At 69.9% G+C, this 21,462-nt stretch carries 17 protein-coding genes and 1 other RNA gene; 8 read left to right on the forward strand and 10 right to left on the reverse strand.

The genetic code is table 11. The annotated features are described in order from the left end of the window. Positions 1-22 precede the first annotated feature (22 nt). Positions 23-1,402: a nitrate/nitrite transporter gene (locus LN251_RS09820; RefSeq protein ID WP_458244062.1), complete on the reverse strand. Its 1,380-nt coding sequence runs from the start codon at positions 1,400-1,402 to the stop codon at positions 23-25. Positions 1,403-1,618: 216 nt separating this feature from the next. Continuing rightward, complete coding sequence (locus LN251_RS09825; protein ID WP_458244063.1) at positions 1,619-2,578, reverse strand: LysR family transcriptional regulator; 960 nt, start codon at positions 2,576-2,578, stop codon at positions 1,619-1,621. A gap of 97 nt (positions 2,579-2,675) precedes the next feature. Here LN251_RS09825 and LN251_RS09830 point away from each other — a divergent pair, with 97 nt between their 5' ends. From LN251_RS09830 to LN251_RS09860, 7 genes are all read left to right on the forward strand, one after another. Continuing rightward, entirely contained in the window at positions 2,676-3,971 is a 1,296-nt protein-coding gene (locus tag LN251_RS09830) for an MFS transporter (protein ID WP_458244064.1), read from the forward strand. Between the two features lie 129 nt (positions 3,972-4,100). Next, a complete protein-coding gene (locus tag LN251_RS09835) occupies positions 4,101-5,399 on the forward strand; it encodes an ABC transporter substrate-binding protein (RefSeq protein ID WP_458244065.1) in 1,299 nt (432 codons plus the stop codon). Then, positions 5,396-6,355, forward strand: a complete 960-nt coding sequence (locus LN251_RS09840) for a carbohydrate ABC transporter permease (protein WP_458244066.1) — start codon at positions 5,396-5,398, stop codon at positions 6,353-6,355. Before LN251_RS09835 ends, LN251_RS09840 begins: the two co-directional genes overlap by 4 nt. Beyond that, positions 6,352-7,176 (forward strand): carbohydrate ABC transporter permease, encoded by an 825-nt coding sequence (locus LN251_RS09845; protein WP_458244067.1) that lies wholly within the window; start codon positions 6,352-6,354, stop codon positions 7,174-7,176. The genes LN251_RS09840 and LN251_RS09845 overlap by 4 nt, the downstream gene beginning before the upstream one ends. A 10-nt stretch (positions 7,177-7,186) precedes the next feature. Beyond that, positions 7,187-9,439, forward strand: coding sequence for an alpha-xylosidase (gene yicI / locus LN251_RS09850; protein WP_458244068.1), 2,253 nt, complete (start codon positions 7,187-7,189; stop codon positions 9,437-9,439). Further along, positions 9,439-10,446: a LacI family DNA-binding transcriptional regulator gene (locus LN251_RS09855; RefSeq protein WP_458244069.1), complete on the forward strand. Its 1,008-nt coding sequence runs from the start codon at positions 9,439-9,441 to the stop codon at positions 10,444-10,446. Before yicI ends, LN251_RS09855 begins: the two co-directional genes overlap by 1 nt. Before the next feature lie 178 nt (positions 10,447-10,624). Continuing rightward, positions 10,625-13,534 (forward strand): glycoside hydrolase family 3 C-terminal domain-containing protein, encoded by a 2,910-nt coding sequence (locus tag LN251_RS09860; protein ID WP_458244070.1) that lies wholly within the window; start codon positions 10,625-10,627, stop codon positions 13,532-13,534. Here LN251_RS09860 and LN251_RS09865 read toward each other — a convergent pair. From LN251_RS09865 to ftsE, 6 genes are all read right to left on the reverse strand, one after another. After that, complete coding sequence (locus tag LN251_RS09865; RefSeq protein ID WP_458244071.1) at positions 13,521-14,513, reverse strand: extracellular catalytic domain type 1 short-chain-length polyhydroxyalkanoate depolymerase; 993 nt, start codon at positions 14,511-14,513, stop codon at positions 13,521-13,523. The genes LN251_RS09860 and LN251_RS09865 overlap by 14 nt on opposite strands. Before the next feature lie 102 nt (positions 14,514-14,615). Then, positions 14,616-15,010: a transfer-messenger RNA gene (ssrA, locus tag LN251_RS09870) on the reverse strand. Between the two features lie 90 nt (positions 15,011-15,100). Beyond that, a complete protein-coding gene (smpB, locus tag LN251_RS09875) occupies positions 15,101-15,643 on the reverse strand; it encodes an SsrA-binding protein SmpB (RefSeq protein ID WP_458244160.1) in 543 nt (180 codons plus the stop codon). A gap of 57 nt (positions 15,644-15,700) precedes the next feature. Further along, positions 15,701-16,882: a S41 family peptidase gene (locus LN251_RS09880; protein WP_458244072.1), complete on the reverse strand. Its 1,182-nt coding sequence runs from the start codon at positions 16,880-16,882 to the stop codon at positions 15,701-15,703. 67 nt (positions 16,883-16,949) lie between these two features. Next, positions 16,950-17,867 carry a permease-like cell division protein FtsX gene (gene ftsX, locus LN251_RS09885; protein ID WP_458244073.1) on the reverse strand — a complete coding sequence of 306 codons (918 nt, stop codon included), beginning with the start codon at positions 17,865-17,867 and terminating at the stop codon, positions 16,950-16,952. A 42-nt stretch (positions 17,868-17,909) separates the two neighbouring features. Next, complete coding sequence (gene ftsE, locus LN251_RS09890; RefSeq protein ID WP_030943440.1) at positions 17,910-18,599, reverse strand: cell division ATP-binding protein FtsE; 690 nt, start codon at positions 18,597-18,599, stop codon at positions 17,910-17,912. A gap of 251 nt (positions 18,600-18,850) precedes the next feature. On the opposite strand from ftsE, the gene LN251_RS09895 reads away from it, so the two are divergent. Then, the gene (locus LN251_RS09895) at positions 18,851-19,042 is read left to right on the forward strand and encodes a hypothetical protein (RefSeq protein WP_058928376.1); all 192 of its coding nucleotides are present in this window, start codon (positions 18,851-18,853) and stop codon (positions 19,040-19,042) included. A gap of 104 nt (positions 19,043-19,146) precedes the next feature. Here the strand turns inward: LN251_RS09895 and LN251_RS09900 are convergent, their stop codons facing one another. Both LN251_RS09900 and prfB read right to left on the reverse strand, forming a co-directional pair. Further along, on the reverse strand, positions 19,147-20,013 hold the full coding sequence (locus tag LN251_RS09900; protein WP_458244074.1) for a hypothetical protein: 867 nt from the start codon (positions 20,011-20,013) through the stop codon (positions 19,147-19,149). Between the two features lie 286 nt (positions 20,014-20,299). Continuing rightward, positions 20,300-21,406, reverse strand: coding sequence for a peptide chain release factor 2 (prfB, locus tag LN251_RS09905; RefSeq protein ID WP_249840568.1), 1,107 nt, complete (start codon positions 21,404-21,406; stop codon positions 20,300-20,302). Positions 21,407-21,462 lie beyond the last annotated feature (56 nt).

The raw sequence follows: 21,462 nt of genomic DNA on the forward strand, positions 1-21,462 counted from the left end.
GCTTCATGTCGCCGGTGTTACGTCACACCTCGGCATAGCTGAGCTGCGGCTTCGCCTCCGCGGCAGCCGTGGTGGGGGTGGCGGGGGCCGTACGGCGAAGGTATACGGCCCAGGTGAGGGCGAAGCAGAGGGCGTAGTAGGCGAGGAAGGCGACGAAGGCGCCGGTGCCGGAGCCGTAGGAGAGGAAGGACTGGCGGAAGGCCATGTTGATGCCGACTCCGCCGAGCGCGCCGACCGCGCCGATGAGGCCCATGGAGGCTCCGGAGAGCCGGCGGCCGTACTTGACGGCCTCCTCGCCCTCGAGGCCCTTGGCGAGGGCCTTGGCCTGGAAGATGCCGGGGATCATCTTGAAGGTGGAGCCGTTGCCGATGCCGGTCAGCGAGAACAGCACCACGAAGGCGGTCACGAACAGGGGCAGCGACTTCTGCATGCTGGCGGCGACCAGGACGGCGGTGGCGGCGGCCATGGCGACGTAGTTGTACAGCGTGATCTTCGCGCCGCCGTACTTGTCGGCGAGCCAGCCGCCGACGGGCCGGATCAGGGAGCCGAGCAGCGGGCCGATGAAGGTGAGGTAGGTGGCCTGCAGCGGCGTACGGCCGAACTGGTTGGTGAGCACCTGGCCGAAGGCGAAGCTGTAGCCGATGAACGAGCCGAAGGTCCCGATGTAGAGGACGGACATGATCCAGGTGTGGCCGTCGCGGGCGGCGTCCTTGGCGGCGCCGGTGTCGTTCCGGACGTTCTCGATGTTGTCCATGAACAGCGCGGCGAGGACGGCGGCGACGACGATGAGCGGGATGTAGATCCCGAGCAGCACGCGCGGACCGCCACCGGCACCGATCACGGCGAGGGCGACGAGCTGGATGGCCGCGACGCCGATGTTGCCGCCGCCGGCGTTGAGCCCGAGCGCCCAGCCCTTCTTCCTCAGCGGGAAGAAGGCGTTGATGTTGGTCATGGAGGAGGCGAAGTTGCCGCCGCCGATGCCGGCGAGGAGCCCGACGCACAGGAAGGTGGCGAACGACGTGCCCGGCTTCATCACGGTGAACGCGGCGATGCTCGGCACGAGCAGCAGACCGGCCGAGATGATCGTCCAGTTCCGGCCGCCGAAGACGGCGACGGCGAAGGTGTACGGCACCCGGACGACCGCGCCGACCAGCGTCACCATGGACGTCAGCAGGAACTTGTCGGCCGGGGTGAGCCCGTACTCGGGGCCCATGAAGAGCACCAGCACCGACCACAGGGTCCAGATCGAGAACCCGATGTGCTCGGAGAGGACGGAGAAGGCGAGGTTGCGGCGGGCGACCTTCTCCCCGGTCTGCTTCCAGAAGGTCTCGTCCTCGGGATCCCACTGCTGGATCCAGCGGCCTCCCCTGCTGGATGCGGGGGCTGTGCTAGGGGCTGTCATGACGCCTCCACGGTGCTCCGGGGCTCGGTGGTCCTCGGGGTGCTGAGCGGTATGAGTCCCGAAGGTAGGGAGGGCGCGTTTCCTCGCTGTGGCACCGGGTGACCGGAAGGGAACGTTGCTCTCACCCCGGGCGGGGGCGGGATGAGAGGTACCGCGCCGGTACGTTACGAAGGCCTCCCGCGCCGCGCGGGGCGGCCTGTGAGCCGCCGGCGACCGTCAGCGTCCGCCGGGGGCCGTGTCCGGAACCCATGCCCCCTCCGGCACCCCGAGCCACCCCTCCCCCGCCGACAGCTCCGCCGCCGCGCGTCGCAGGGCGTCGAACGCCGGGTGGACCAGGCCCCTGCGCCAGACCAGGGACACGGGGGACAGCGGCACCGGTTCGACCAGGGGGCGCAGGACCGTCCGGGGCAGGGACGGGAAGTCGATCACCGCGAGGATCGGGCACCGCATCTTGGCCATGATCCGTTCGAACTCCTCGTCGCCGACGGCCAACGGCGCGGGTGGCGCGATCTCGATGCCGCGGCCGTCGAACAGGCGGCGCGCGAGGTCGGTCCACTCGGGGGTACGGGGGTTCCCGGCGCCCGCGTACACCGTCTCGCCCGCCAGCGCGGCCAGCGGCACCGCGTCCAGGGACGCGAGGCGGTGGTCGTCGGGCAGGACGACCGCCATCGGCTCGTGGCGGACGAGCTGGTGCTCCAGCCGGCCGCGCAGTGCCGGGTCGAGGCCCCCGTACCGTCCGAACGACGCGTCCAGGCGCCCGGCCAGCAGATCCTCCGCCGCGCCGGTCAGCCCGCTCTCGTAGCGCGCCATCAGCTCCTGGTCGGGGGCGAGTTCACGGGCCCGGTGCAGGACGCGGCGGGCCGTGGCCGCGTCCCGGTAGTTGAGGTCGACCAGCAGGGGGCGGGCCTGTCCGAAGGCGCCCAGCAGCTCGTCCTGCGCCGCCAGTACACGGCGGGCGTACGGCAGCAGCCGCTCGCCGTCGGCGGTGAGCGTCACCTGCCGGGTGGAGCGCACGAACAGCTCCGCCCCCAGCTCCCGCTCCAGCCGCCGTACGTCCCGGCTGAGCGCCTGCTGGGCGACGTAGAGCCGGGCGGCGGCCCGGGTGAAGTGCAGTTCGTCGGCGACCGTCACGAACGCGCGGAGGAGGCGGGGGTCGAGGTGGCGCGGGTCGGGCATCCGGCGAACCTACAGCACCGATTCACATCACAGGTGCGTGAATCGGTGCGAAGCAGGTGTTGGACCCCTTGATCGTCCTCGGGCGACCGTGGTGGACATGCCGCAGCCCGAGTCCCGCAGGCCACCGATGTTCACCGTCACCGCCGACACCCTCGTCGCCGTCGACTTCAGCCCTCGTACGCGAACGCCCGGCCCCTACCGCCGCCTCCTGTCCACCCCGGGCGCCCGCGCCTTCACCCTCCCCAACCTCCTCGCCCGTCTGCCGATGGGCATGTTCAGCGTGAGCGCGGTGGTGATGATCGCCGGTTCGCGTGGCTCGTACGCCCTCGCCGGCGCCGTCACCGCGACCGGCCTCGCGGCGACCGCCCTGGTCGCCCCGTGGATCGCGCGGCTCGTCGACCGGCACGGGCAGGCCCGGGTCGCCGTACCCGCGACCGTCCTCGCCGTCCTCGGCTCCCTCGCGCTCCTGCTGTGCGTCCGCTACGACGCCCCCGCCTGGACGCTGTTCGCCTCCTACGCCGCCACCGCCACCACCCCCAACACCGGCGGCATGTCCCGCGCCCGCTGGGCCCATCTCCTCGAGGGCGACGAGCGGGCCCTGCACACCGCGAACTCCTTCGAACAGGCCGCCGACGAGGCGTGTTTCATGCTGGGCCCGGTGTTCGCGGCCTTCCTGTGCGCAACGTTCTTCCCCGAGGCGGGCACGCTGGTGGGGGCCGTGCTGCTGCTGACCGGCGTGCTGCTGTTCGCCGCGCAGCGCTCGACCGAGCCGCCCGTGCGCCGGCTCCCGCACAGCGGGCCGCCGTTCCGGGCGCCCGGCATGCCCGCGCTGCTCACCGTCTGTCTGGCCATGGGCGCGGTGTTCGGCTCCATGGAGGTGGTCACCATCGCGTTCGCCGACGCGCAGGGGCACCGCGCGGCGGCGGGGGTCGTGCTGGGGCTGCAGGCGGCCGGCTCGTGCGCGGCGGGGCTGCTGTTCGGGACCCTCAGGACCACCGGGTCCGCCGCGGAGCGGCTGCCCTGGTGCATCGCCGCGATGACCGGTCTGCTCACCCTTCCCCTGCTCGCCGCCACCCTCACCGGCTCCCTCCCCCTCCTCGCGCTCGCCCTTCTCGTCGCCGGCATGGCGACCGCCCCGACGATGGTCACGACCATGACGCTGGTCCAGCAGCGCACCCCCGAGGGCCGTCTCAACGAGGGCATGACCCTCGCCGTGACCGGCCTGCTCGGCGGCATCGCCTGCGGCTCGGCGACCGGCGGCTGGACGGTGGACCATATGTCCCGGACGGCCGGATTCGGGGTGCCGGTGACCGCCGCGGCCGTAGCCCTGATGATCTCTCTCGCCCACCAGCCGGCCACCACCGCGAGCAGCGATTCCCGTCAAATGCATTGACGCGCCCCCGGCACCCACATACGGTCCCCCGTCGAAGCGCTTCGACGTCACGCATCGAATCGATTCGACGATGGCCCGTTCGCAGCGTGACGTCCCGATACCCATCCGACTCTCCTGCGGAGGCACGGGATGTTGACGACACGAAGGCGTGTGATGACGGTCGCGGCGGCGGTCCTGGGAGGGTCGCTGCTCGTGACCGCCTGCGGCGGCTCGGACGGCGGCGGGTCCGCGGACGGCAAGACGCTCAAGCTGTGGCACTACGAGGGTGCCGACAGCGCGATGGGCGCCGCCTGGAACGAGGCGATCAAGGAGTTCGAGGCCAAGCACCCGGGCGTGAAGGTGAAGTTCGAGGAGAAGGGCTTCGAACAGATCCAGAAGACGGCGCCCATGATCCTCAACTCCTCGGACGCGCCCGACCTCATGGAGTACAACAAGGGCAACGCGACCGCGGGCCAGCTGTCGAAGCAGGGCCTGTTGACCGATCTGTCGGCGGAGGTCACCAAGCGCGGCTGGGACAAGATGCTCAGCGCGGGCGTGGCCACGACCAGCAAGTACGACACCAACGGCGTCATGGGCTCCGGCAAGTGGTACGGCATACCCAACTACGCCGAGTACACGATGGTGTACTACAACAAGGACCTCTTCAAGAAGTACGGGGTCGCCGAGCCGAAGACGTTCGACGAACTCACGGCCGCCATGGACAAGTTCGTCGCCAAGGGCGTCACCCCGCTCGCCAACGCCGGCGCCGAGTACATGGCGCAGCAGTACCTCTACCAGCTCGCCCTGTCCAGGGCCGACCGCTCCTGGGTCGACAAGTACGAGCTGTACAAGGGCAAGAACGACTTCCACGACCCGGCGTGGACGTACGCGGCCACCACCTTCGCCGACTGGGTGAAGAAGGGCTACATCAGCAAGAAGTCGACCGGCACCAAGGCCGAGGACGCGGGCGTGTCCTGGATCCAGGGCAAGACCCCGATCCTGTTCTCCGGCAGCTGGTGGTACGGCCGCTTCCAGTCGGAGGCCAAGTTCGACTGGGACAGCGGGCTGTGGCCCGGCTCGAACCTGACCCTGGGCTCGGGCGGCAACCTCTGGGTGGTCCCCAAGAACGCCAAGAACAAGGAGCTCGCCTACGACTTCATCGACATCACCATGTCGAAGAAGATCCAGAACATCCTCGGCAACAAGGGCGGAGTCCCGGTGGCGGCCGACACCTCGGCCATCACCGACCCGAAGTCCAAGGAGCTGATCTCCGACTTCAACACCGTCAGCAAGCGCGACGGCCTCGCCTTCTACCCGGACTGGCCGGTCAACGGCTTCTACGACGTCCTCGTCTCCGAGACGCAGAAGCTGATCACGGGCAGTGAGAAGCCGGACGCCTATCTGTCGAATCTCCAGCAGGCCTACGACAAGGGCGTGCCGCAGCAATGACGGTCACCGTCGAACGGGGTGCGCGGACCGGCGGCGGGCAGCCGCCCGCCGGTCCGCGCCGGCCCCGGACCCGCGACTCCTACGCCCTGTTCCTGCTGCCCGGCTTCCTCGCCTTCACGGCGATCATCATCGTCCCGTTCCTGATGAACACGGGCGTGAGCTTCACCGAGTGGCAGGGCATCGGCAGCCCGAAGTGGACCGGCCTCGCCAACTACCGTGACCTGCTGGACGACTCGGAGTTCTGGGCGTCCTTCCGGCACAGCCTGTTCATGGTCGTCGCCATGGCCGTCGTGCCGACGGTGATCGGACTCGTCCTGGCCGCCGCCCTGTTCGACTACGTCGGCAAGCACTTCGGCGGCAAGGTCGCCGCCGTACTGCGCGCCTGCTTCTACCTTCCGCAGGTGCTGCCGATCGCGGTCGCCGGCATCGTGTGGAGCTGGATCCTCGCGCCCGACAACGGCTCCCTGAACGAACTGCTGAAGGCGGTCGGGCTGGGGAGCTGGCAGCAGGACTGGCTCGGCGATCCCGACATCGCGCTCTACAGCGTCATGGGGGTCATGGTCTGGGTCCAGATCGGCTTCCCGCTGGTCGTCTTCATGGCCGGACTGCAGCGCGTGGACCCGCAGTTGCACGAGGCGGCCGAGCTGGACGGGGCCGGCTGGTGGCGGCGCTTCTGGCACATCACGCTGCCGCAGATCCGGCCGGAGATCTACGTCGTACTGACCTGGTGCACGATCGCCGCGCTGAAGGTGTTCGGCGCGGTGTACGTCCTGACCAAGGGCGGCCCGGGCGGCGCGACCGACGTGCCGTCGTACTTCTCCTTCACCACCTTCTTCGAGAAGACGCAGGTCGGCTACGGCGCCGCGATCTCCACGATCCTCACGGTGATCATCCTGGCGCTGTCCATGATCCTGCTCAAGCTCCAGACCCGCAGCGAGGAAGGGGACCGCGCATGACGACCGCCCTGCGCCGCTACCCGGTGCTGATCGCCCTGTGCATCGCCGCCCTCTTCATGGTCGTGCCGTTCCTGATCGTCGCGATCAACGCGGTCAAGTCACCGACCGAGTACTCCCAGAACGGCCCCCTCAGCCTGCCCAGGGGCCTCTACACCACCGGCCTGAAGGACTTCTGGGAGCGGGTCGACTACGGCCAGAAGCTGTTCAACTCCGTGCTGATCAGCGGCTCGGTCGCGGTGCTCGCCGCGGCGCTGTCGGTGCTCAACGCGTACGCGATCGGCATCGGCCGGATCAAGGGCCGCACCTGGGTGCTGGCCTTCTTCGTGCTCGCCAACATGCTCCCGCAGGAGGCGCTGGTCTACCCGGTGTACTACCTGAGCAAGCAGGCCGGGCTGTACGACACCAGACTGAGCGTGATCATCGTGTTCACGGTGATCCAGGCGGCCTTCGGCACGTATCTGCTCTCCTCCGTCCTGGGCCAGTTCCCCCGCGAGATCATCGAGGCGGCCCGGATCGACGGCGCGAACAAGTGGCAGGTGCTGTGGCGGATCGTCGTCCCCGTCAGCCGGCCCACCATCGGCGTGCTCCTCGTCTTCTTCTTCATCTGGACCTGGAACGAGTTCCTGCTCCCGCTGGTCATGCTGATCTCCAACGACAACCAGACGGTGTCGGTGGCCCTCGGCGTGCTGCAGGGCCAGCGCCTGATGGACGCCACCATGACCAACGCGGCGGCCCTGCTCGGCGTGCTGCCCGCCCTCGTCTTCTTCCTCGTCTTCCAGCGGACGCTCACCCGCGGCATCGCCGTGGGAGCCGTGAAGTAAGGACCCCCACATGAAGTTCACCGACGGCTACTGGCTGCTGCGCGAGGGCGTCACCGCGGCCCACCCGGTCGAGGTCCTCGACGTCACCGCCGCCGAGGGCGCGCTGGACATCCACGCGCCGACCCAGCCCATCCGCCACCGCGGCGACCTGCTGAAGGGACCGGTCGTGACGATCAGCGCGCACGCCCCGATGCCCGACGTCATCGGCGTCACCTTCACGCACTTCGAGGGCGAGCAGCCCCGCGGCCCGCGGTTCGAGCTGGGCAGCGAGGACTTCGCGGTCCACACGGAGTACGACGAGGAGCACGCGACGCTGACCTCCGGCGCGCTCTCGGTCCGGGTGGCCCGCACCGGCCCCTGGCACGTGGACTTCCTGGCCGACGGCCGCACCCTGACCACCAGCGGCCCCAAGAACATGGGCATCATGCGGGACGCCACCACCGGCGCCCACTACCTGCGCGAACAGCTCAACCTGACGGTCGGCACGTCCGTCTACGGCCTCGGCGAGCGCTTCGGGCCGCTGGTCAAGAACGGCCAGGTCGTCGACATCTGGAACGCCGACGGCGGCACGGCCACCGAACAGGCCTACAAGAACGTGCCGTTCTACCTCACCGACGCGGGCTACGGCGTCTTCGTCGACCACCCGGGCAGGGTGTCCTTCGAGGTGGGCTCGGAGGCGGTGTCGCGGGTGCAGTTCAGCGCGGAGACCCAGCAGCTGACGTACTACGTCATCTACGGGCCCACGCCCAAGGACGTGCTGCGCAAGTACACCGCCCTCACCGGCCGCCCCGCGCTGCCGCCCGCCTGGTCGTTCGGCCTGTGGCTGTCGACGTCCTTCACGACGTCGTACGACGAGGAGACGGTGACGTCGTTCATCGAGGGCATGCGGGAGCGCGAACTGCCGCTGTCCGTCTTCCACTTCGACTGCTTCTGGATGCGCGAGTTCAACTGGTGCGACTTCGAGTGGGACCCGCGGGTCTTCCCCGACCCCGAGGGCATGCTCGCCCGGCTCAAGGCCAAGGGCCTGCACATCTGCGTCTGGATCAACCCCTACATCGCGCAGCGCTCGCCGCTGTTCGCGGAGGGCAAGGCGCTGGGCCACCTGCTGAAGCGGCCGGACGGCAGCGTGTGGCAGTGGGACCTGTGGCAGCCCGGCATGGCCCTGGTCGACTTCACCAGCCCGGCGGCCCGCGACTGGTACGCCGCGAAGCTGGAGGCACTGCTCGCGCAGGGCGTCGACTGCTTCAAGACGGACTTCGGCGAGCGGGTCCCGGTCGACGTCGCCTACGCGGACGGCTCGGACCCCGAGCGGATGCACAACTACTACACCTACCTCTACAACCGCACCGTCTTCGACGTGCTGCGCAAGCATCGCGGCGAGGGCGAGGCGGTCGTGTTCGCCCGGTCGGCGACGGCCGGCAGCCAGAAGTTCCCCGTGCACTGGGGCGGCGACTGCGAGGCGACCTACGAGTCGATGGCGGAGTCGCTGCGCGGCGGGCTGTCGCTGGGCTTGTCCGGCTTCGGCTACTGGAGCCACGACATCGGCGGCTTCGAGGGCACCCCGACACCCGCCCTGTTCAAGCGCTGGCTGGCCTTCGGCCTGCTGTCCTCGCACAGCCGGCTGCACGGCAGCTCCTCCTACCGCGTCCCGTGGCTCTTCGACGAGGAGTCCGTGGACGTGCTCCGCCTGTTCACCCGGCTGAAGCTGAGCCTCATGCCCTACCTGTACGAGGCGGCGCGCACCGCGCAGGCCGAGGGCGTGCCGATGATGCGGGCGATGGTGCTGGAGTTCCCCGACGACCCCGGGTGCGCGCACCTGGAGCGGCAGTACATGCTGGGGCCGGACCTGCTGGTGGCGCCGGTGTTCAGCGACGACGGCGACGTCTCGTACTACGTCCCCGAGGGCACCTGGACGCACTTCCTGAGCGGGCGGACGGTGACCGGGCCGCGCTGGGTGCGCGAGCGGCACGGCTTCTCCAGCGTGCCGCTGCTGGTCAGGCCGGGCGCGGTGATCCCGGTCGGCGCGGTCGACGACCGGCCCGACTACGACTTCGCCGACGGGGTCACCCTGCGGGCGTTCGACCTGCGGCGGGGCGCGCAGGTGACAGTCCCGGTCGGCGAGGTCGTCTTCACCGTCGTACGCGAGGGGGACACCCTGCGGGCCTCGTGCAGTGATCCGGCGGCGCCGTGGGCGCTGACGGCCGGGGACCGCACGGCGCGGGCACAGGCGGGCACCGGGTTCCTCTCCCTGGAGCTGGGCTGATGGTGAAGATCACCGATGTGGCGCGGCACGCCGGGGTCTCCCCCAGCACCGTCTCCTACGCCCTCAGCGGCAAGCGGCCGATCTCGGAGGAGACCCGGCAGCGGGTCGAGGAGGCGATCCGCGAGCTGGGCTACCGGCCGCACGCCGGCGCGCGCGCCCTGGCCAGCAGCCGGTCCAACGTCCTGGCGCTCGTCGTCCCCTTACGGGCCGGGATCCACGTCCCCGTGGTGATGCAGTTCGCGGTGTCGGTGGTGACGACCGCCCGGCGCCACGACCACGACGTGCTCCTGCTGACCCAGGAGGAGGGCGAGGACGGGCTGCGCCGGGTCGCCGACACGGCACTGGTCGACGCGCTGATCGTCATGGACGTCCAGCTCCACGACCCCCGGCTGGGCCTGCTGCGCTCACTGGAGCGGCCGTCCGTGCTGATCGGCTTCCCCGCCGAGCCGGCCGGGCTGACCTGCGTCGACCTGGACTTCAAGGCGGCGGGGGAGGCGTGCGTGGAGCATCTGGCGCGCCTCGGCCACCGGGTCGTGGCGCTCGTCGGATCGCCGCCGGAGGTGTACGTGCGCGGGACGGCGTTCGCGCAGCGGGTCGTGCAGGGGTTCACGGCCGCCGCCGACCGGGGCGGGCTGTCGTCCTCCGTGCACCCCTGCGAGGCCACACCGGCGGCGGCCCGGCTGGTCGCCGAGCAACTCCTGCGCGAGCAGCCCGCGTTGACCGGGATCGTCGTGCACAACGAGGCGATCCTGGAACCCCTCACGGACGCCTTCGAACAGCTCGGGCTGCGCGTCCCCGGCGACCTGTCCGTCACCGCCATCTGCCCCGACGAGATCGCCGAGTCCGTCCGCGTCCCCGTCACCTCCGTCGCCCTGCCGTCCGCCGAACTGGGCGAGCGGGCCGTGCAGTTGCTGATGAAGAAGCTGGACGGCGGCGCCGTACCGGACGCGACCCTGCTCGCGCCCCGCATCACGGAGCGGGCGAGCACCGCACCGAGAAACACCTGACCTACCTCAACACCCGTCTGCAAGGCGCTGCCGTCACATTCCCGTCGTCCGCCCGGAGGGCGGCCCCGGCGGGGCCTGGCGCGTGCGATCGCAACGCCGCGAGCGTGCGTGCCAGGCCCCGCCGGGCAGGCGGGAATGTGACGGCAGGGCCTTGGGCCCTACCTGAGGGAGCCGCGTCATGACAGGCAAGAGAAGACACAGATTCGCGTACGTCCTGGCCCTCACCCTGGTCGCCGCGCTCGGCGCCGCCGTGCCCGCGCACGCCGACCCCCCGTATCCCTTCCGCGATCCGGGCCTGCCGGTCAACGCCCGGGTCGCCGACCTCCTCGGCCGCCTCACCCTGGACGAGAAGGTCTCCCTGCTCCACCAGTACCAGCCCGCGATTCCCCGCCTGGGCATCCAGTCGTTCCGCACCGGCACCGAGGCCCTGCACGGCGTGGCCTGGCTGGGCAAGGCCACCGTCTTCCCGCAGGCCGTCGGGCTGGCCTCCACCTGGGACCCTGCGCTGATGCGGGACGTCGGCTCGGCGGTCGGCGACGAGGCCCGCGGCTTCCAGCAGACCCGCCCGGACGGCTGGGGCCTGAACCTGTGGGCGCCGGTGGTCAACCCGCTGCGCGACCCGCGCTGGGGACGCAACGAGGAGGGCTACTCCGAGGACCCGTACCTCACGGGCGCGATCTCGACGGCGTACGGCACGGGCCTGACGGGCGGTGACCCCGACCACCTCAAGACGGCCCCCACCCTCAAGCACTTCCTCGCCAACAACAACGAGGCCCACCGCGACACGACCAGCTCCGAACTGCGCCCGCGCGTCGCGAAGGAGTACGACGAGCAGGCCTTCAAGCCGGCGATCGAGGCGGACGCGGCGACCGGCGTGATGTCCTCGTACAACCTCGTCAACGGCCGCCCGAACACGGTGAACCCGGCCCTCGACGACACCGTCCGCACCTGGACCTCCCAGCGGCTGCTCAACGTCACGGACGCCTACGCGCCCGGGAACCTGGTCGGCAGCCAGAAGTACTACGGCACCCAGACGGAGGCCGACGCGGCGGCGCTCAAGGCCGGCATCGACAGCTTCACGGACAACGACCGGGACTCCGGGCCGACGACCACGGCGATCAAGTCGGCGCTGGCCGACGGCCTGCTGAAGGAGTCGGACGTCGACAAGGCCGCGGGTGACGTGCTCGACGTCCGCGTCCGGCTCGGCGAGTTCGACCCGGGCGGCGGAAAGTACGGCTCCATCGACGCCTCCGTCATCGACAGCCCGGCGCACCGGAGGCTGGCGCGGAAGGCGGCCACCGAGGCGGCGGTGCTGCTGAAGAACCAGGCGGGCGCGCTGCCGCTGAAGAAGTCCGCGAAGGACGTGGCCGTGGTCGGCCCGCTCGCCGACACCCTGTACACCGACTGGTACTCGGGCACCCTGCCCTACGCCGTCACGCCCAAGGACGGCATCGAGGCCAAGCTCGGCACCTCCGTCGCGAGCAGTGAGGGCGTCGACCGGATCGCGCTGAAGGACACGGCGACCGGGAAGTACGTCACGGCGGGCGCGGGCGACGCGGGCGCGGCGCTGAAGGAGAGCGCCACGACCGCGGGCACGGACGCCCAGTTCGACGTGTTCGACTGGGGCTCGGGCATCGTCACCCTGCGCTCGGCCGCCAACGGCAGGTACGTCGGCTACAACTGGTCCGGCTTCGTCAACGACCAGACGCAGCCCAACGGCTGGTACGTCCAGCAGCAGTTCAAGCTGGAGGCGCAGGACGACGGCACGTACCTGCTGCGGTACGCCGGCTACGAGACCCAGGAGTCCTGGTGGGCCAACCCGGTCTACCTCGGCCCGACGGGCACGGACGGCACGCTCGGGCTGGTGCCGATGGACCGGGCCGCGCACTACACGAAGGACGTGGTCCGCAGCGGCGCCGCCGACGCGGTGGCGGCGGTGAAGGGCCGGGACGCGGCGGTCGTCGTGGTCGGCTCCGACCCGTCGATCAACGGCCGCGAGGCCCACGACCGCACCGACATGGGCCTGGCACCCGCACAGGAGTCCCTGGTCAGAGCGGTGCGCGCGGCCAACCCGCACACGGTGGTGATCGTCGAGAACAGCTACCCGACGACCCTCGGCCCGCTGCAGAAGGAGGTCCCGGCGCTGCTGTGGACCACCCACGCGGGTCAGGAGACCGGCAACGCCCTGGCCGACCTGCTCTACGGCGACGCGAACCCCTCGGGCCGGCTCACGCAGACCTGGTACCGATCCGAGTCCGACCTGCCCTCCCTCCTGGACTACGACATCATCAAGTCCGGCCGCACCTACGAGTACTTCACGGGCCGGCCGCTCTACCCCTTCGGCTACGGGCTGTCGTACACCTCGTTCCGCTACGGCAAGGTGAGGCAGGTCAACGGCGGCTACGAGGTCGCGGTCACCAACACGGGCGGCCGGAGCGGTGCCGAGATCGTCCAGCTCTACGTCCACCAGCGCGCCTCCCGCGACGAGCAGCCGCTGAAGCAGCTCAAGGCCTTCCAGCGGGTGTCGCTGAACCCGGGCGAGACCCGGACGGTACGGCTGAAGGTGCGGCCCTCGGACCTGGCGCACTGGGACGTCACCCGCTCCAAGTGGGTCGTGGAGAAGGGCACGTACGACGTCCTGGTGGGCTCCTCGTCCGCCGACCTGCCCGCCCGGACGGCCTGGCGGGTCGACGGAGAGACGATCCCGCCCCGCGACCTGTCGAAGGTCACGCGCGCGGAGAACTTCGACGACTACTCCGCGGGCATCCACCTCGTCGACGAGTCCAAGGCCGCCGGTACGGCGGTGTCGGCGGCCTCCGACGGCGCGTGGCTGAAGTTCGCGGACACCCGGCCGGCCAAGGGCGCGGGCGAGTTCAGCGCCCGCGTCGCCGGCTCCGCCGGGCCGGTCGAGGTGCGGCTGGGCTCGCCCACCGGGCCCCTCGCCGCGACCGCGCGTTTCGCGGGCACCTCGTCGCCGTACGACTACACGACGGTGACAGCGAAACTGTCGGCGGCGGCGAAGGGCCGCGGGGACGTCTATCTGGTCCTGGGCAAGGGCGTACGGCTGTCGACGTTCAGCCTGCGCTGAGGCCCCAGGCCTGCCCGAGCCGGTAGGCGGCGCACAGGTTCACGTCCAGGAGGTAGGCCCCGGCGGCCCCGCACTGCTCGGTACCGCTGCCGGGGTCCACCGGCTGGCCGTGTCCCATGCCGGTGATGCTGTACGTCTCGACGGCCGGGTTCCCCGCCGGGTCCTTGAAGACCTGGTGGGGATAGCCGGCCACGGTGTCGCTGACGTCGGCGCTCTGGTCGGCGCCGTGCACGTTCGTCCACTGGCGCATCAGGTCGGTCATGTTGACCGGCTTGACGGTGTAATCGGCGGTGCCCTGGAAGACGGTCAGCGTCGGCCAGGGCCCGGAGTACCCGGGCCGGGCGGCGCGCACCCGGTCGCCCCACTGCGCCGGGGTCTGCGTGGCGCCGACGTACATGCACACGTACGGCGATCCGGCGGCCTGCGCGCACCCGTAGGGCAGTCCGGCGACGACCCCGCCGGCCGCGAACTTCTCCGGATAGGCCGCCATCATCACGGCGGTCATGGCGCCGCCGGCGGACAGCCCGGTGACGTACACGCGTGAGGCGTCGCCGGCGGTGTCGGCGAGCTGGCGGTCCACCATCTGCGCGACGCTCGCCGCCTCGCCCTGTCCGCGTTCGATGTCGCCGGTCTGGAACCAGTCGAAGCAGGAGGAGACGTTGTTCGCGGATGTCTGCTGCGGCAGCACCACGGAGAAGCCCCACCGGTCGGCGAGCTGGATCCAGCCGCTGCCGGTGCCGTACCCGGCGGCGTCCTGGGTGCAGCCGTGCAGGGCGACGACGACCGGGCGGCCGGCGGGCAGACCCGCGGGGACGTACCGGAACATGCGCAGGGCCCCGGGGTTGGACCCGAAACCGGTGACCTCCTGGAGGGAGGCGGCACGGGCCTGACCCGAGGGGATCAGGGCGAACAGAGCGGTCAGGGCGATCAGCAGGGTCGCCAGGCGGGCAGGACGGCTTGCGGCTCTGGTGTGTGTCATGGGGAGGGACCGTAGAAGCGTGAACCAGTCGCGGATATGGAGCCGGACCCCATAAACACACCGAGGGCCCGGTGGTCTGAGACCACCGGGCCCTCACATGAGGAGTGGAGATGGCGGGAATCGAACCCGCGTCCAACGGTGCGGAACCAGGGCTTCTCCGTGTGCAGTTCGCTGCGATTTTCTCGGCCCCGGCGATCACGCGAACAAGTCGCCGACGGGCCCAGTCACTGTTTGATTTCCCTCTTCACCCCGTGACCGGGATCAAGGTTTAGTCCCCTAGCTGATGCCAGGATCCGGGTCGGGAACACCCCCGGGCTGACACTCCCGTCAAGGAGCTATTCGATCACTACCTGATCAGGCAGCGAGAGCGAAAAGCTCGGGAGAATCGCTCTTGGAATTGGCGATTATTTGTTTCGGCCTGTGGTTTACGAGATCATGGCCGCTTTCTCGACACGCTTCCCCTGCTTCGACAGCCGCTGTCGAAACCGATCATCCCCATGTTGTGTTTTCAAACCGCGCACCCTCTGTGGGGTGCAGTCCCATCGTACGTGACCAACGCCCGCCGATGCCACCGTATTCCCGCGAGGTCAGGCGTCCCGCTGCTTGCGCTTCGCCGCCGCGATGGCGCGGTCCGACTCCCGCCGGTCCTGCTTCTCCCTCAGTGTCTGGCGCTTGTCGTACTCCTTCTTGCCTCGCGCCAGCGCGATCTCGGCCTTCGCCCGGCCGTCCTTGAAGTACAGGGCGAGCGGCACGACGGTGTGACCGGTCTCCTCCGACTTGACGGCCAGCTTGTCGATCTCCTCGCGGTGCAGCAGCAGCTTGCGCTTGCGGCGCGCGGAGTGGTTGGTCCAGGTGCCCTGGGCGTACTCGGGGATGTGGGCGTTGTGCAGCCACGCCTCGCCCCCGTCGATCTGGACGAAGCCGTCCACCAGCGAGGCACGGCCCTGGCGCAGGGACTTGACCTCGGTGCCGGTCAGGACGAGGCCGGCCTCGTAGACGTCGATGATCGCGTAGTCGTGCCGGGCCTTCTTGTTCTGGGCGACCAGCTTGCGCTTGCCGCCCTTCTCGCCGTCCTTGGCCTTGGCGGCGCCCCCGCCCTGCTTGGGCTGGGCCTCCTTGGGTACGTACATTCCCTTGCTCATAGTGCCGTCCATTTTCGCACTACGCGGGGGGCCCGGGGCCAGTCCTTAATCCGCGTCGCCCAGGCCGCTGAGCACGGTCTCCGCCCGCTGGACGGCGAGCGGCCCGTCGGCCCGGTCCACTTCCAGGTCGGGAGTGATGCCGTGGTCGTCGACGGTGCGCCCGGAGGGGGTGCGGTAGTGGCCGACGGTGAGTTCGGCGACGGAACCGCCGGGGAGCCTGCTCGGCATCTGGACCGAGCCCTTGCCGAAGGTGCGGGAGCCCACGACGACCGCGCGCCCGCGGTCCTGCAGGGCCCCGGTGAGCATCTCGGCCGCGCTCATCGTGCCGCCGTCGACGAGCGCGACCAGGGGTCTGGTGGTGTCGCCGCCGGCCGCGGCGTGCAGAACGCGCTGCTCGCCGTCCACGTCGTACGTGGCGACGAGGCCGCCGTCGAGGAAGGCGGAGGCGGTGGTGACGGCCTCGGTGACCAGGCCACCGGAGTTGCCCCGCAGGTCGAGGATGACGCCGGTGTCGGCGCCGGCCCGGCGCACGGCGGTGCGGACGAGGTCGCCTGAGCCCTTGGTGAACGCGGCGATCTTGATGACGGTGATACCACCGGGGAGCTTGCGGACGGTCACCGAGTCGGTGGACAGCCGGGCCCGCCGCAGCGTCTGCGTCCACGCGCGAGTGCCCCGCTCCAGGCCGAGCCGGACCGCCGTGCCGGCGGGGGCGTCGGTGGCGTCGCCGCGCAGTAAGGAGACGACCTCGGTGACGGGCTGCCCGTCGACGTCCCGGCCGTCGATGCTGCGCAGCCGGTCGCCCTGGTGGATCCCGGCGTCGGCCGCGGGGGATCCGGAAGCGACCTTGGTGACCTCGATCCGGCCGTCGCCTTCGCGCCGCGCCCACAGGCCGACGCCGGTGTACCGGCCGTCGAGGGCTTCCTGGAACTCCTCGTACTCGCCTTGGGAGTACACGGCGCCCCAGCGGTCCCCGCTGCGGCTGACGGCGCGCTCGGCGGCCTCCATGGGGGACTTGCCGTCGGCCAAAGCCTCCTCGGCGGCCCTGGTGACGTCCCCGTGGTGCCCGGCCGGAACGGCCGAACGGGCCTGTCCGGCAGCGGATTTGCGGTCGAGGTCCGAAAAGGAGCCCGTGGCCGCGCCGGCGACGAGGACACCGGTGAAGAGCAATGTCAGGGCGGCCCCGCGGCGGCCGCGGCGGGGCTGGCAGAACAGGTCACGACCTGACATGCCGGTGAGTCTAGGACAACGACAGGGGCCGTACGGCTTCTTGACCGTACGGCCCCCTTGGCATGCGTCACACCTTCAGGTACTTGCGCAACGCGAAGAACGCCGCCAGCGCGGGCATCAGCAGACTCGTCGCGAGGATCAGCGGCAGCTTGGTCAGCACGGCGTCCCAGCCGATGAAGTTGATCAGATTCAGCTTGTGGGACAGGTCGAGGCCGTGGTCGATGATGAAGTACCGGGCGATCACCAGGAAGCCGCACGCGACCGTCCCGCCGATGAGCCCCGCGACCGCGGCCTCCATGATGAACGGCGCCTGGATGTAGAAGCCCGAGGCACCGACCAGGCGCATGATCCCGGTCTCGCGCCGCCGGCTGAACGCGGACACCCGCACCGTGTTGACGATCAGCATCAACGCCACCACGAGCATCAGGGCCATGATCGCCCGCGCCGCCCAGTTCATGCCGTTGAGCAGCCCGAAGAGGTTGTCGAGGATGCCCTTCTGGTCCTGCACGGACTGCACGCCGTCCCGCCCGTCGAAGGCGGTCGCGATGACCTGGTACTTCTGCGGGTCCTTCAGCTTGATCCGGTACGACTCCTGCATCTGGTCCGGTGTGAGGGAGCTGGCCAGCGGGGAGTCGCCGAACTGCTCCTTGTAGTGCTTGTAGGCGTCGTCCTGCGACTCGTAGGTGACCTTCTGGACGACGCCCATCTTGTTCAGGTCGGCGAGGATCGACTTCTTCTGGTCCTCGGTGACCGCGCCCTTGGCGCAGTTGGGGTCCGACTCCGCGTCGCTCTTGTTGCAGAGGAAGATCGAGACGTTGACCTTGTCGTACCAGTAGCCCTTCATGGTGTTGACCTGGTCGCTCATCAGGAGCGACCCACCGAAGAGCGCCAGGGACAGGGCGACAGAGACGACGACGGCGAACGTCATCGTCAGGTTGCGGCGGAGACCGACACCGATCTCGGACAGTACGAACTGGGCGCGCATGGCGTGTTGTTCAGGCCTTTCCGTGGACAGTCGTCAGGTGCGTCAGTGCTGGTAGCCGTAGACGCCGCGGGCCTGGTCGCGGACGAGGCGGCCCTTCTCCAGCTCGATGACGCGCTTGCGCATCTGGTCCACGATGTTCTGGTCGTGCGTCGCCATGACCACCGTCGTACCGGTGCGGTTGATCCGGTCGAGCAGCTTCATGATGCCGACGGAGGTCTGCGGGTCGAGGTTGCCGGTGGGCTCGTCGGCGATGAGCAGCTTGGGCCGGTTGACGAAGGCGCGCGCGATGGCCACACGCTGCTGCTCGCCACCGGACAGCTCGCCGGGCATCCGGTCCTCCTTGCCGCCGAGCCCGACGAGGTCGAGCACCTGCGGCACGGACTTGCGGATCTCGCCCTTCGACTTGCCGATGACCTCCTGCGCGAAGGCGACGTTCTCCGCCACCGTCTTGTTCGGCAGGAGCCGGAAGTCCTGGAAGACCGTCCCCAACTGGCGCCGCATCTGCGGCACCTTCCAGTTGGAGAGGCGCGCGAGGTCCTTGCCCAGCACGTGCACCTGACCGTGGCTGCACCGCTCCTCGCGGAGGATCAGCCGCAGGAAGGTGGACTTACCGGAGCCGGAGGACCCCACGAGGAACACGAACTCGCCCTTCTCCACTTCCAGGGACACATCCCTGAGTGCGGGGCGGGTCTGCTTGGGGTAGACCTTGGAGACGTTGTCGAATCGGATCACGGATGCACCACGGGTAGCCGGGGGTAGATGAGCGTGACCATACGCGAGTCCGGAGGGCGACCGCAGGCGCGAGCACGGGTTGGGTACTGGATGCGTCTTTTGTGCACCGGCGGCGACGAGACGAACAGCACGCACCCTGTCGCAGCGACCCCCGCGCACCCTTCCGAGGAACCTGGCACAGTAGAGAAGGGAACGTTCGCCGACCTCCGAGCGTTCTTCCAGTGAAACCGTGGGTCAAGGAGGGCGAGCGCATGACGTACGACCGGCTGGTGTGCGCTAACTGCGCGGCGCCCGTGAGCGAGGGCCGGTGCCCCGTGTGCCGCGCGAACCGCGAGCGGCTGCAGCAGGAGAACTTCTTCGCGGGTCTGAACCCCATGGCGCTGATCGCGCTGCTGGCGGTGCTCATCGCCACCGTCGCGCTGCTCGCCCACCAGACCGCGTAACGCCCGCACAGAGGCACCAGGACGCCCGAAGGGCCCGGAGCGAGGCACGCTCCGGGCCCTTCGTCGTACGTCGTCGCACACGGTGTGCGCCGGGGCGGCTACCGTCAGGCAGCCGTACCGCCGCGGCCGCCCACGAGACGCGGCAGCAGCCGGAAGCCCACGCCACCGGCGATCATCGTGGCCGCGCCGACCAGCAGGAACGCGGTCTGGCCGGCACCGGTCTCGGCGAGCTGCCCACCGCTGCCCTGGGCCGAGGTGTTGGTCGAGCTGCCGGTGTCGGTGAGGGCCGAGGAGCCCTCCTCCTGGGTGGAGTCGTTGGAGCCGCCGTTGGGGTCGGTCTCGTTGCCGCCCGTGGAGCTGCTGCTGCCGCCACCGGTCGAGCTGCCGCCACCGACGGTCGAGCTGCTGCCGCCACCGGTCGAACCGGAACCGCCGGAGTTGCCGCTGCCGCCCGAGTTGCCGGAGCCACCGGAGTTGCCGGAGCCGCCCGAGTTGCTGCTGCCGCCCGAGTTGCTGCTGCCGCCCGAGTTGCTGCTGCCACCGGAGTTGCTGCCGCCGGTGCTGTCGTCGCCGCCGGTGGTGGTGCCACCGATAGAGACGGTGCCGCCGATCGCGGCGGCGCCGCCGCCGGTGGTGGTGTCACCGCCCGTCGTGGTGTCACCACCGGTCGTGGTGTCACCGCCCGTCGTGGTGTCACCGCCCGTCGTGGTGTCACCGCCCGTCGTGGTGTCACCGCCCGTCGTGGTGTCACCACCGGTCGTGGTGTCACCACCGGTCGTGTCGCCGGGCGGGCAGTCCGGGTTGGTCGCGATGTCACAGGAAGGGTCGCCCCCGGTGGTGCCACCGTCGGCGCTCACCCCGACACTGATGTCCAGGGCGGAAGCGGCGCCTGCGGCGGTCAGCGAGGCACCCGCGGCGATCACGGCGCCCGCGGCTATCCGCGCGACGCGGATCCGCGTCTTCTTCGTCATATGTGTGCTACCCCCAGTAGCTGATCGTCAGTAGGGCGGCGCTCGGGGCCGTGATCGACGGAGACAGCTACGAAGCCCCCCGGTTCACATGCGCCCCAGAGATACGCATGCCACGCTTTACCCTTCCGATTTTTCAAAGCAACGTCAAGGCCGTTGCGTGCGCAATGTCCACTTGCGTCTCGTTTACAGGGAGTTGGAACCTGTGAGTGTGATGTAAAACCCAGACAAACGACAACTGCCGCCACAGGGGCGGCAGTTGTCAAGTCGACAAAGGTACTCGGGGAGGCTACTTCTCCTGCTGCTTGCGCCAGCGAATACCGGCCTCCAGGAACCCGTCGATCTCGCCGTTGAACACGGCCTCCGGGTTGCCGACCTCGTACTCGGTGCGCAGGTCCTTGACCATCTGGTACGGGTGCAGGACGTACGAACGCATCTGGTTGCCCCAGGAGTTGCCGCCGTCGCCCTTGAGCGCGTCCATCTTGGCCTGCTCCTCCTGCCGGCGCCGCTCGAGCAGCTTGGCCTGGAGGACGTTCATCGCGGTGGCCTTGTTCTGGATCTGCGACCGCTCGTTCTGGCAGGAGACGACGATGCCGGTGGGGATGTGGGTCAGGCGCACCGCGGAGTCCGTGGTGTTGACGCCCTGGCCGCCGGGACCCGAGGAGCGGTAGACGTCCACGCGCAGCTCGGACTCGTCGATCTCGATGTGGTCGGTCTGCTCGACCACCGGGAGCACCTCGACACCCGCGAAGGAGGTCTGGCGGCGGCCCTGGTTGTCGAAGGGCGAGATGCGCACGAGGCGGTGGGTGCCCTGCTCGACCGAGAGGGTGCCGTAGGCGTACGGCACGTGCACCGCGAAGGTGGTCGACTTGATGCCGGCCTCTTCGGCGTACGACGTCTCGATGAGCTCCGTCTTGTAGCCCTTGCCCTCCGCCCAGCGCAGGTACATGCGCTGCAGCTTCTCGGCGAAGTCGGCGGCGTCCACGCCACCCGCCTCGGCGCGGATGTTGACCAGCGCCTCACGGGAGTCGTACTCGCCGCTCAGCAGCGTGCGGACCTCCATCTCGTCCAGCGCCTTCTTGACGGCGGTGAGCTCGGACTCGGCCTCGGCGCGGGTGTCCGGGTCGTCCTCCTCCTCGGCCATCTCGAAGAGCACGGAGAGATCGTCGATCCGCCCGCGCAGCGCCTCGGCCTTGCGCACCTCGGCCTGCAGGTGGCTCAGCTTGCTGGTGATCTTCTGCGCCTCGTCCGGGTTGTCCCACAGGGACGGCGCGGCCGCCTGCTCCTCGAGCACGGCGATGTCTGCCCTCAGCTTGTCGAGGTCCAGAACGGCCTCGATCGACTCCATGGTCGAGGAGAGGGACTTGAGCTCTTCGGATACATCGACGACTGCCACGCCCTCCAGCCTAACGGCTCCGCCGAGGGACGAGCGTCCGGCTACGACGCCGCAGC

The sequence above is a fragment of the Streptomyces sp. MAI_2237 genome (genome assembly GCF_054189285.1).